This is a genomic window from Cupriavidus phytorum, assembly GCF_003254285.1.
Lineage (GTDB): Bacteria > Pseudomonadota > Gammaproteobacteria > Burkholderiales > Burkholderiaceae > Cupriavidus > Cupriavidus phytorum.
In genome coordinates, this window is record NZ_QKZN01000005.1 from 227,166 (window position 1) to 237,847 (window position 10,682).

Below are 10,682 nucleotides of genomic sequence, written 5' to 3' on the forward strand. Positions count from 1 at the left end.
CGATGGCTGGCGCCGCTCAGTCGGTCTGCGGCAGCAGCCGGAAACCGTCGCGGTCCAGCTGCAGCACCGCGGCGCGCGGATGCGCGCCATCCAGGTCCCAGTCGGTCAGCACCCAGCGCACGCCTGCTCCTTCCTCGTGGCGGGCAGGGCGATGGGTATGGCCATGGACCAGTAGCGACGCGCCGGCGGCGCCGAGCAACTCGGCCGCCGCCGCGGGGGCCACATCCCCATAGACCACCGGTACCGCCGCGCCGGCGCTGCGCTGCCGGGCGCGGTTGCCTTCGCTGTCCGCGCGCAGCTTGCGGGCGACGGCCAGGCGCGCGCGCAGCGGCAGCGCCAGGAACACGCGCTGCACCCAGCGCTTGCGGGTCCAGCGGCGAAAGCGGTTATAGCGCTCGTCGTCGATGCACAGCATGTCGCCGTGGCTCAGCACCACGCGCTGGCCGGCGCAATCGATCACGGTGGGGTCAGGCAGCAGCGTGGCGCCGGCGGCGCCGGCGAAGCGACGTCCCAGCAGGAAGTCGCGGTTGCCGTGCATCAGGTACACCGCGACGCCGCGCGCCGCCAGCGCGCGCAGCGCCATTGCCACGCGTTGCGCGAACGGCGCCTCGGTTTCTTCGTCGCCGACCCAGAATTCAAAGAAGTCGCCCAGGATGAACAGCGTGCGCGCGTGCGTCGCGGCGCGCTCCAGCGTGCGCTCGAAGGCCGCCAGCGTGCGCGGCATGCCGGGCGTCAGATGCAGGTCTGAAATGAACCACGCCGGCGCCTGTACCTCGAGGGGACCGGCCACCGGCGTGTGGGAGATTGCGGTCATGCGTGGTGTCGGGAGAAAAAGGCCGGCACGCAGGCCGGCACGCGCGCGCGCACGGTACCGCAATCGGCAGGCATCGGCTTATTCGACGACGACGGCCTTCTCGATCACGACGTCTTCCAGCGGCACGTCCTGGTGGAAGCCCGAGCTGCCGGTGCGCACGCCCTTGATCTGCTCGACCACGTCGGTGCCGTCGACCACCTTGCCGAACACGGCATAGCCGAAGCCCTGCGGGGTGGGCGACGAGAAGTTGAGGAAGTCGTTGTCGACCACGTTGATGAAGAACTGCGCGGTGGCCGAATGCGGCGCATTGGTGCGCGCCATCGCCACGGTGTAGCGGTCGTTCTTCAGGCCGTTGCCGGCTTCGTTCTCGATCGGGGCGTCGGTGTCCTTCTGCTTCATGCCGGGCTCGAAGCCGCCGCCCTGGATCATGAAGTTCTTGATCACGCGGTGGAAGATGGTGTTGTCGTAGTGGCCCTTGCGGACGTACGACAGGAAGTTCTCAACCGTTTTCGGGGCCTTCTCGGCGTCGAGTTCCAGGGTGATCACACCCTTGTTGGTCTGCAGCTGTACCTTGGACATGGCGGTTTCCTCTGTTCGGTAATTATTTGACGACGGTGGCCGACTCGATCACGATCGGCGCGGCCGGCACATTGCGCATCGGGCCGTAGGCCGTGGTCGGCACGGCCTTGATCTTGTCGATCGTGTCCATGCCTTCCACCACCTTGCCGAAGACGGCATAGCCATTGCCGTCCGGCTGCGGGTAGTCGAGATTCGGATTATCCACCACATTGACGAAGAACTGCGCGGTGGCCGAATCCGGGTTGCTGGTGCGCGCCATGGCAACCGTGCCGGCCTTGTTCTTCAGGCCGTTGCGGGCTTCCAGCGGGATCGGCGCGCGCGTGGGCTTTTCCTTCATGTCGCGGTCGAAGCCGCCGCCCTGCACCATGAAGCCGTTGATCACGCGGTGGAAGATGGTGCCACTGTAGAAGCCGCTCTTCACATATTCCAGGAAGTTCGCGACGGTCTTGGGCGCGGCCTCGGGATAGAGCTCGACCGTGAACTTGCCGGCGCTGGTGACGAACTGGACGCGCTCGGCGGCCTTCTGCTGGGCCAGCGCGCTGAACGAAGACAGCGCCAGCGCGCCTGCGGCCAGGCCGGCAATGACGATGCGACGGGAACGGATCATGAAGGGAACTCCGGTAAGTCGGGATGGACACGGCCCGGGCGTGCCGCGCCGGGCCTGCGGATGGATGCTGTCAGTCGGCCGCGGGGGCACTGGCCGGCGACTGGCGCCCGCCCGGTGCCGCCTTGCGGCCGGTGGCCGCGGGTGCGGCCGGCTTCGGTGGGGCTGCCACGGCGGAAGCCGGGGCCAGCTGGCGCAGGCCGGCACTGGCGCGGGCATCGCCGGGATTGCGGCGCAGCGCTTCGGTGTAGGCCTGCTCGGCCAGGCGGCGGTAGACGTCGCCCAGGTTGGTGTAGCCGACCGCGAACGCGGGCTTGACCTCGGTGGCCAGCAGCAATTCGGCTTCGGCGCGCTTCAGGTCGCCGCGCTTGGCATAGAGCAGCGCGAGGTTGTTGCGCGGCTCGGGCAGCTCGGGAAAGTCCTGCGCCATCTCGCTGAAGGCCTGGATCGCTTCGTCTTCGCGGCCCGACTGGGCCAGCGCCCAGGCGCGCTGGAAGCGGGCCTGCGCATTGCGCGGGTTGGCGGCGAGCACGCGGTCGAAGCCCTTGATGGCGTCCTCGTAGCGGCGCGCGTTGGCGGCTTGCTGGGCCTCGCCCATGCCAGGATCGGTCGACTGGATGCCGCCGACCGGCGAGGTCGGCACCGCCAGCGACAACGGGCCGTTCTGCGCGGACGCGGGGCCTGCCAGCGCCGCGGCCAGGGCCAGCAGCGGCAGCACGGTGCGGGATCCGCGCCGGCGCGTGTGCGCAGTGCAGTCGGCGTGGACAGCGGAAAACGGGGAGGGCAGCGGCAGGCTCATTGAGGACGGGTCCGTTATACTCCGCGGCATTCTAGCAAAGCGGCAAGTGCGGCACGAAGACGATGCCGCCGCGGCCAGGCGTGCGGTGTTCATGCGCGACGTGCATGCGCGCCGGCCGGCCGGGCCGCGGGTCCGACTCGCGCACCGCCTTCCGGTAAGATATGGGGCGCGACGGCATTGCGCCAGCAGCGACGTTCGCGCTGCCTGCCGTGTGGAACCGGCAGACTCCTCTCACCACTCACTTCGTTTCATGCAGCCCCTCCACATCTACAACACGCTCGCGCGTGAGAAGCAGCCATTCGTGCCAATCGAACCCGGCAAGGTCCGCATGTATGTGTGCGGCATGACCGTGTACGACTATTGTCACGTCGGCCACGCGCGCGTGATGGTGGTGTTCGACATGGTGCACCGGTGGCTGCGCGCCGCCGGCTATGAGGTGACGTATGTGCAGAACATCACCGATATCGACGACAAGATCATCCGCCGCGCGGTCGAGAACGGCGAAACCATCGGCGAGCTGACCACGCGCTTCATCCAGTACATGCACGAGGACGCCGCCGCGCTGGGCGTGATCCGTCCCGACTACGAGCCGCGCGCGACCGACTACGTGCCGCAGATGCTCGACATGATCGGCAAGCTCGAGGCCCGGGGCCTGGCCTACCAGGCCAGCGACGGCGACGTGAATTACTCGGTGCGCAAGTTCGACGGCTACGGCAAGCTGTCCGGCAAGTCGCTGGAAGACCTGCGCGCCGGCGAGCGCGTCAGCGCCAACGATGCCAAGCAGGACCCGCTCGACTTCGTGCTGTGGAAGTCCGCCAAGGCCAGCGAGCCGCCCGAGAGCAAGTGGGACTCGAAGTGGGGTGCCGGCCGCCCGGGCTGGCACATTGAATGCTCTGCGATGAGCTGCGCGCTGCTGGGCGAGCATTTCGACATTCATGGCGGCGGCGCCGACCTGCAGTTCCCGCACCACGAGAACGAGATCGCGCAGTCCGAAGGCGCCAGCGGCAAGCCCTTCGTCAACCTGTGGATGCACAACGGCTTCGTGCGCATCAACGACGAGAAAATGTCCAAGTCGCTTGGCAATTTTTTCACCATCCGCGAGGTGCTGAAGGCGTACGACGCCGAGGTCGTGCGCTTCTTCATCCTGCGCGCGCACTACCGCAGTCCGCTGAACTACAGCGACGCGCACCTGGACGATGCGCGCCACGCGCTGACACGCCTGTACACGGCGCTCAAGGACAGCCAGCCGGGCGGCTGCGCGGTGGACTGGGACGAGCCGCACGCGAAGCGCTTTGCCGAGGCCATGGGCGACGACTTCAACACGCCGATCGCGATGTCGGTGCTGTTCGACCTGGCCAGCGAGATCAACCGCACCGGCTCCACCGCGGCCGCGCGCCAGCTCAAGGGGCTGGCCGGCACGCTGGGGCTGCTCGAGCGCGACCCGCACACCTTCCTGCAGGGCGGCAAGTCCGCCGACGGCCCGTCGCCCGACGAGATCGAAACGCTGATCGCGGCGCGCAAGGCCGCCAAGGCCGAGCGCAACTTCGCCGAGGCGGACCGCATCCGCGCCCAGCTGCTGGAAGCGGGCATCGTGCTGGAAGACAAGCCGGGCGGTGCCACCGAGTGGAGGCGTGCTTGAACGCTGCCGCGCGCAAGCCCGCCACCGCCTCGCCGCCCGCCGCCGCGGGCCGGGCGAAGGCGGCCGGCCCGCGCCCGGCCAAGGCCGGTGCCAGGGAAGCGCCGCTGCCCGACGGCAAGGACACCAGCAAGCCCGCGCGCAACGCCAAGTCCGTGCTGCCCGAGGCGCAGGCGGTGCCGCTGCCGGTCGAGACCGTGGCCGACACGGTGCGGCCCGCCTACTGGGACGAGGCCTGCGCGGACCTGATGAAGCGCGACCGCATCCTGCGCAAGATGATCCCGACCTATGGCCCGGCGCACCTGGTCTCGCGCGGCGACCCGTTCGTCACGCTGGCGCGCGCGGTGGTGGGCCAGCAGATCTCGGTCAAGGCGGCGCAATCGGTGTGGGAACGCCTGCACGCGGTGTGCCCGCGGCTGGCGCCGGCGCAGTTCCTGCGCGCAGGTCCGGAGAAGCTGGCGGGCTGCGGCGTGTCCAAGCGCAAGGCCGAATACCTGATCGACCTGGCCGGGCATTTCAAGGCCGGCACCGTGCATGTCGCGCAGTGGGCGCAGATGGACGACGAGGCCGTGATCGCCGAACTGACGCAGATCCGCGGCATCGGCCGCTGGACCGCCGAGATGTTCCTGATGTTCAACCTGATGCGGCCCAATGTGCTGCCGCTCGACGACGTCGGCCTGATCAACGCCATCTCCACCAACTATTTCAGCGGCGAGCCGGTCACGCGCAGCGAGGCGCGCGAGGTGGCGGCCAACTGGGAACCGTGGCGCACCGTGGCCACCTGGTATATGTGGCGCAGCCTCGACCCGTTGCCTGTGACGTATTAAGCATCGCAACAACAAAATTTAACGGCGGGTGCAGTCCGGGCTATGTGGCAGGCGCTAAGATAGCGGCCAATTTCCGGTAGAATGCGCCCCTTCACAGACAGGTACGTGTGATTTTATGAAAACCACCTTCCTGGATTTTGAGCAGCCCATTGCCGAACTCGAGGCAAAGATCGAAGAACTGCGCTTCGTGCAGGACGATTCGGCTGTCGATATTTCCGAAGAGATTTCGCGGCTGGCCGGCAAGAGCCAGCAGCTGACCAAAGACATCTATGCCAACCTGACCCCGTGGCAGGTTGCGCAAATCGCCCGCCACCCCCAGCGCCCCTATACGCTGGACTACGTGCGCGAGATCTTTACCGATTTCCACGAACTGCACGGCGACCGCACCTTTGCCGACGACCTGTCGATCATCGGCGGCCTGGCGCGCTTCAATGGCCAGTCGTGCATGGTGATCGGGCACCAGAAGGGCCGTGATACGAAAGAGCGCGCCATGCGCAATTTCGGCATGCCCAAGCCCGAGGGCTACCGCAAGGCCAAGCGCCTGATGGAGCTGGCCGACAAGTTCGGGCTGCCGATCTTCACCTTCGTCGACACCCCGGGCGCGTTCCCCGGCATCGATGCCGAAGAGCGCGGCCAGTCCGAGGCCATCGGCCATAACCTGTATGTGATGGCCGGCCTGAAGGTGCCGTTGATCGCCACCATCATCGGCGAGGGCGGTTCGGGCGGCGCGCTGGCGATTGCGGTGGGCGACGTGGTGCAGATGCTGCAGTTCGCCACCTACGCGGTGATCTCGCCGGAAGGCTGCGCCTCGATCCTGTGGAAGACCGCCGAGAAGGCGCCGGAAGCCGCCGAGGCACTGGGCCTGACCGCGCACCGGCTGAAGGCACTGGGCCTGATCGACAAGATCGTGAGCGAGCCGCTGGGCGGCGCGCACCGCGACTACAAGGGCATGGCGGCAATGCTCAAGCGCTCGCTGGCCGAGTCGCTGCGCCAGTTCCAGGGCATGAGCGTGAAGGAATTGCAGGCGCGCCGCTACGAGCGCCTGCTGGCCTATGGCAAGTTCAAGGAAACCGGCGCCCAGGACTGACCCGTCCGCCCGGCTGACCGACAAGGTCGCACAGGCCCTGCAGGCCGGTGCGGCCTTTGTTGTTTCTGGCGGTGCCACGGCGGGCGCGCCGACGGTCGCGGTGGCGCTGTCGGGCGGGCGCGACTCGGTCGCGTTGCTGCATGCCGCATGCGCGGCGGTGGCGCGGGCGGGCGATGGCGCGCGCGCGGTGGCGCTGCATGTCCATCATGGCCTGCAGGCCGAGGCCGACGACTGGGACCGCTTCTGCGCCGCGCTGTGCGCGCAATGGGAGGTCGGCTATTTCGTGCGGCGCGTGTCGGTGCGGCCGGAGGCGGGCGAGGGCGTCGAGGCCGCCGCGCGCCGCGCGCGCTATGCCGCGCTGGCGGCGATGTGCGCCGACAGCGGCGCGCGCCTGCTGCTGTTTGCCCATCACCAGGACGACCAGGTCGAGACCGTGCTGCTGCGGCTGTTCCGCGGCGCCGGCGTGGCCGGCATGGCCGGAATGCCGGCAATGCGCCCGCTGGATCCGCACAGCGGCGTGATGCTGCTGCGCCCGTGGCTTGAGGTCCCGCGCGCCGGCATCGAGGCCTACTGCGCCGCCAACGCGCTGCAGTGGGTGGACGACCCATCCAATGCCGACGGCCGCTATGCGCGCAACGCCCTGCGTGCGCAACTGCCGGCCCTGCAGGCGGCATTTCCCGCGCTGGCGGTCAACGTGGTGCAGGCGGCCGCGCATTTTGCCCAGGCCGGCGCGCTGATCGACCAGCTCGCCGCCACCGCGCTGGCGACGTTGGCGCGTGCCGGCCGCGATTCTGACACGCTGTCCGAACTCGACCTGCCCGGCCTGCGCGCGCTGCCGGCGGCGCAGGCCGATGCGGTGCTGCGCCTGTGGCTGCGCGACCTCGGCGTGCGCGCCCCGTCCACCGCGCGGCTGGCGGCGATGCGCGAACAACTGATTGCGCACGCGGGTGGCGAGCCGGCCATCGCGCATGAGGGCCTGGTGCTGCGCCGCTTCCGCGAGCGCGTGCTGGCCTGCGTGCCGCCGCCGGCGCAGGCGCCCGCGCCGGTCCTGCTGGACTGGCGCGGCGAAGCGCGCATCGTCGTGCCGGCCTGGCGCGGCGAACTCCATTTCTTCCGTGACGACACCTTCGGCGTGCCTGAAGCGGTTTTGCGGCAGCCCTTGCGCCTGGCCGCGCGCAGCGGCGGCGAGCGCATCGTGCTGCGCCCCGGCGGCCCCGCCCGGGCACTGAAGCAGGCCTGCCAAGAGGCCGGCATCCCGGCCTGGCGCCGGGCCTGGCTGCCGCTGCTGTGGGCTGGCGACACGCTGGTGCTGGCCGCCGGGCTGGGCATGCATCGCCGCTGGCCCGACGCCGCGCCCGCGCCGCGCTGGCGGGTGGCATGGCAGCCGCAGGCGCCTGCATCACATTCGATCTGCCACCCATAGTCCCCGTGCGCCTTGCCTGACCGGGCCGCTTCGTGTATTTTCAAGGGCTTTGCACAATCGCTGGCGTCGACAAGAAGATGGCTCTCATCGTTCACAAATACGGCGGCACTTCGATGGGTTCCACGGAACGCATCAAGAATGTCGCCAAGCGCGTGGCCAAGTGGCACCGCGCCGGTCACCGCGTAGTCGTGGTGCCTTCGGCCATGTCGGGCGAGACCAATCGCCTGCTGGGACTCGCCAAGGAAATTTCGCCCCAGCCCAATCCGCGTGAACTGGACATGCTCGCCTCCACCGGCGAACAGGCCAGCGTGGCGCTGCTGGCGATCGCGCTGCACGGCGAGGATATCGACGCCGTCAGCTACACCGGCTGGCAGGTTCCGGTGAAGACCGATTCGTCGTACACCAAGGCCCGCATCGAATCGATCGACGACGAGCGCATCCTGGCCGACCTCGACGCCGGCCGCGTGGTGGTGATCACCGGCTTCCAGGGCATCGACGACGACGGCAACATCACCACGCTGGGCCGCGGCGGCTCCGACACCTCGGCCGTTGCCATCGCCGCCGCGATCGAGGCCGACGAGTGCCTGATCTACACCGACGTCGACGGCGTCTACACCACCGATCCGCGTGTGGTCGAGGACGCCCGCCGCCTGGACCAGATCACCTTCGAGGAAATGCTGGAAATGGCCAGCCTCGGCTCCAAGGTGCTGCAGATCCGCTCGGTGGAGTTCGCCGGCAAGTACCGCGTCAAGACCCGCGTGCTGTCGTCGCTGACCGACCCGCTTATGCCGCTCGAGCAGGAAATGCACTCGGGCACGCTGATCACTTTTGAGGAAGAAGACTCCACCATGGAAGCCGCTGTCATCTCCGGCATCGCCTTTGCCCGCGACGAAGCCAAGATCACCGTCCTGGGCGTGCCCGACAAGCCCGGCATCGCCTACCAGATCCTGGGCCCGGTCGCCGACGCCAATATCGACGTCGACATGATCATCCAGAACCAGTCCGTCGACGGCAAGACCGACTTCACCTTCACCGTGCCGCGCGGCGAGTACCAGCGCGCGCTGGCCATCCTCAACGATGGCGTGAAGGCGCACATCGGCGCCGGCAGCGTGTCGGGCGACCCCAAGGTGTCGAAGGTGTCGGTGGTGGGCGTGGGCATGCGCTCGCACGTCGGCATCGCCAGCAAGATGTTCCGCACGCTGTCGGAAGAGGGCATCAACATCCAGATGATCTCCACCTCGGAAATCAAGATCTCGGTGCTGATCGACGAGAAGTACATGGAACTGGCCGTGCGCGCGCTGCACAAGGCCTTCGAACTGGAACAGGCGTGATCCGTTCGTAAGCTTTTCTGGCGAGGCCGCAAAATTTGTGTTGAGTCATCGATTTTTCATTGACCAACCCCGGCGGCATCGCTAGAATACGCGCTTCGTTGTGTGGCTCCCTCACACAACGCAAGTTTGGGAGACGTGGCCGAGAGGTCGAAGGCACTCCCCTGCTAAGGGAGCATCCGGGCCAAAACCTGGATCGAGGGTTCGAATCCCTCCGTCTCCGCCAATGACAACCGTCCTTGGCGGCGGAACCCCGGAAGATCGCGGTCTTCCGGGGTTTTGTTTTTTTGGCGCCCCGCAGGGCGCATCCCACCCCATCGGCAATCCGTTCGCGTTGCCTTGCGCCGCTCCCCCGATGCGTGCGCCGATCTCCTTCACTTCCTCGTTCGTTTACTTCCTCATCCGGCGCGCTCCAGATTCATATTGAGCATCGGCTTTGCCGGTGCCAGAATTCCCTGCATGCGGGGCGTGGCGCCGGCAGCTGGCCGGAGCGCCGCGCGGCGATGGCGGGACGGATCGGGATGCACATGGACCGGGAACTGCTGCACCAGGCGTCGGAGGGTTCGGTACTGTTCGCGGATGTCAGCGGCAGTACGCGGCTCTATGAGCGCGCGGGCAACGCGGCCGCCCTTGCCGCGGTCGGCCGTTGCATCGGTGCGATGAAATCCTGTTCCGAGGCCTCGCAAGGCCGGCTCATCAAGACCATCGGCGACGAAGTCATGGTGCTGTTTCCCTGCGCCGAGCAGGCCTTGCAGGCGGCATTGGACATACAGCGCGCGGTTGCCGAGCTGCCGCCCGTGGCCGGCTTCACCATGTCGTCCCACATCGGCTTCCACCATGGCCCGGTCCTGTCCGACGCCTCCGGCGATGTCTTCGGCGATGCCGTGAACCTGGCCGCGCGGTTGTCCGGGCTCGCCGCGCGCGGACAGATCATCACCAGCAAGGACGCGGTCGCGGACCTGCCCGCGCCGCTGCGCCAGATGACGCGCTACCTGTACCCGATCCACGTGCGCGGCAGGGCGCAGCCGGTGGAGTTGTACGAGGCGATCTGGCAGCAGGCCACCGACCTGACCCTGATCGCGGGGTTCAAGGAGCCGCTGTCGCATGCCGCCTTCCTCACCTTGCGCTACCGGGACACCGTGGTCGAGATGAACGCGGTTTCGGCGCCGGTCACCATCGGGCGGGATACCGGCATGACCATCGTGGTGTCGGACCGCCTCGCGTCGCGGTTCCAGGCCATGGCCGAGCCGCGCGCCGGCAGGTACGTACTGATCGACAGGAGCTCGAACGGCACCCATGTCAGCATGGATGGTGCCGAGCCATTCATTTTGCGCCGCGACGAGGTCACGCTGAGGGGGCATGGCTGGATCGGGTTTGGCCAGTGGACGGGGCCGAGCGCGGAGTGCATCGAATTCGCCTTGCAGGTGGACAAGACCAGTACGGGGCTATAGCTGGAATTCGCATGAAACGGCGGGGGAATTTCAGTTTTGAATTCCATGCGCGCCTGGTGGCGCTGAAAATTCGCTTGTAAATCAACAAGAAGGTCGGTGGCTCGGTTCTTGCGCCCCTGCGGGTACAGGCGCAT

The 10,682-nt window shown here is 67.8% G+C and carries 10 protein-coding genes and 1 tRNA gene; 7 read left to right on the forward strand and 4 right to left on the reverse strand.

The annotated features are described in order from the left end of the window. Nucleotides 1-16: 16 nt before the first annotated feature. The 4 genes from C7416_RS15235 to C7416_RS15250 form a co-directional block, all read right to left on the reverse strand. Nucleotides 17-814 carry a UDP-2,3-diacylglucosamine diphosphatase gene (locus C7416_RS15235; RefSeq protein WP_111519692.1) on the reverse strand — a complete coding sequence of 266 codons (798 nt, stop codon included), beginning with the start codon at nt 812-814 and terminating at the stop codon, nt 17-19. Nucleotides 815-892: 78 nt separating this feature from the next. Further along, nucleotides 893-1,393: a peptidylprolyl isomerase gene (locus C7416_RS15240; protein ID WP_012352488.1), complete on the reverse strand. Its 501-nt coding sequence runs from the start codon at nt 1,391-1,393 to the stop codon at nt 893-895. Between the two features lie 22 nt (nt 1,394-1,415). Next, complete coding sequence (locus C7416_RS15245) at nt 1,416-2,000, reverse strand: peptidylprolyl isomerase (protein ID WP_111519693.1); 585 nt, start codon at nt 1,998-2,000, stop codon at nt 1,416-1,418. A gap of 70 nt (nt 2,001-2,070) precedes the next feature. Continuing rightward, the gene (locus C7416_RS15250; protein WP_111519694.1) at nt 2,071-2,796 is read right to left on the reverse strand and encodes a tetratricopeptide repeat protein; all 726 of its coding nucleotides are present in this window, start codon (nt 2,794-2,796) and stop codon (nt 2,071-2,073) included. A 250-nt stretch (nt 2,797-3,046) separates the two neighbouring features. Here C7416_RS15250 and cysS point away from each other — a divergent pair, with 250 nt between their 5' ends. The 7 genes from cysS to C7416_RS15285 all read left to right on the forward strand — a co-directional run bounded on the left by cysS (nt 3,047) and on the right by C7416_RS15285 (nt 10,548). Further along, entirely contained in the window at nt 3,047-4,435 is a 1,389-nt protein-coding gene (gene cysS, locus C7416_RS15255; RefSeq protein WP_111519695.1) for a cysteine--tRNA ligase, read from the forward strand. After that, entirely contained in the window at nt 4,432-5,259 is an 828-nt protein-coding gene (locus C7416_RS15260) for a DNA-3-methyladenine glycosylase family protein (RefSeq protein WP_111519696.1), read from the forward strand. The genes cysS and C7416_RS15260 overlap by 4 nt, the downstream gene beginning before the upstream one ends. Before the next feature lie 115 nt (nt 5,260-5,374). After that, complete coding sequence (locus C7416_RS15265) at nt 5,375-6,346, forward strand: acetyl-CoA carboxylase carboxyltransferase subunit alpha (protein WP_062798076.1); 972 nt, start codon at nt 5,375-5,377, stop codon at nt 6,344-6,346. Continuing rightward, nucleotides 6,312-7,769 carry a tRNA lysidine(34) synthetase TilS gene (tilS, locus tag C7416_RS15270; RefSeq protein ID WP_373424937.1) on the forward strand — a complete coding sequence of 486 codons (1,458 nt, stop codon included), beginning with the start codon at nt 6,312-6,314 and terminating at the stop codon, nt 7,767-7,769. Before C7416_RS15265 ends, tilS begins: the two co-directional genes overlap by 35 nt. A gap of 77 nt (nt 7,770-7,846) precedes the next feature. Next, the gene (locus tag C7416_RS15275) at nt 7,847-9,100 is read left to right on the forward strand and encodes an aspartate kinase (RefSeq protein ID WP_092313717.1); all 1,254 of its coding nucleotides are present in this window, start codon (nt 7,847-7,849) and stop codon (nt 9,098-9,100) included. Between the two features lie 129 nt (nt 9,101-9,229). Continuing rightward, nucleotides 9,230-9,323 (forward strand) — tRNA-Ser (locus C7416_RS15280). Nucleotides 9,324-9,618: 295 nt separating this feature from the next. Then, nucleotides 9,619-10,548, forward strand: coding sequence for an adenylate/guanylate cyclase domain-containing protein (locus C7416_RS15285; protein ID WP_111519698.1), 930 nt, complete (start codon nt 9,619-9,621; stop codon nt 10,546-10,548). Nucleotides 10,549-10,682: the final 134 nt, after the last annotated feature.

Bases quoted from the DNA above. Each gene is read 5' to 3' on its own strand.
- C7416_RS15275 (WP_092313717.1), top strand. From the start codon at position 7,847: ATGGCTCTCATCGTTCACAAATACGGCGGCACTTCGATGGGTTCCACG.
- C7416_RS15265 (WP_062798076.1), top strand. From the start codon at position 5,375: ATGAAAACCACCTTCCTGGATTTTGAGCAGCCCATTGCCGAACTCGAG.
- C7416_RS15240 (WP_012352488.1), bottom strand. From the start codon at position 1,393: ATGTCCAAGGTACAGCTGCAGACCAACAAGGGTGTGATCACCCTGGAA.
- cysS (WP_111519695.1), top strand. From the start codon at position 3,047: ATGCAGCCCCTCCACATCTACAACACGCTCGCGCGTGAGAAGCAGCCA.
- C7416_RS15250 (WP_111519694.1), bottom strand. From the start codon at position 2,796: ATGAGCCTGCCGCTGCCCTCCCCGTTTTCCGCTGTCCACGCCGACTGC.
- C7416_RS15235 (WP_111519692.1), bottom strand. From the start codon at position 814: ATGACCGCAATCTCCCACACGCCGGTGGCCGGTCCCCTCGAGGTACAG.
- tilS (WP_373424937.1), top strand. From the start codon at position 6,312: ATGGCAAGTTCAAGGAAACCGGCGCCCAGGACTGACCCGTCCGCCCGG.
- C7416_RS15245 (WP_111519693.1), bottom strand. From the start codon at position 2,000: ATGATCCGTTCCCGTCGCATCGTCATTGCCGGCCTGGCCGCAGGCGCG.
- C7416_RS15285 (WP_111519698.1), top strand. From the start codon at position 9,619: ATGCACATGGACCGGGAACTGCTGCACCAGGCGTCGGAGGGTTCGGTA.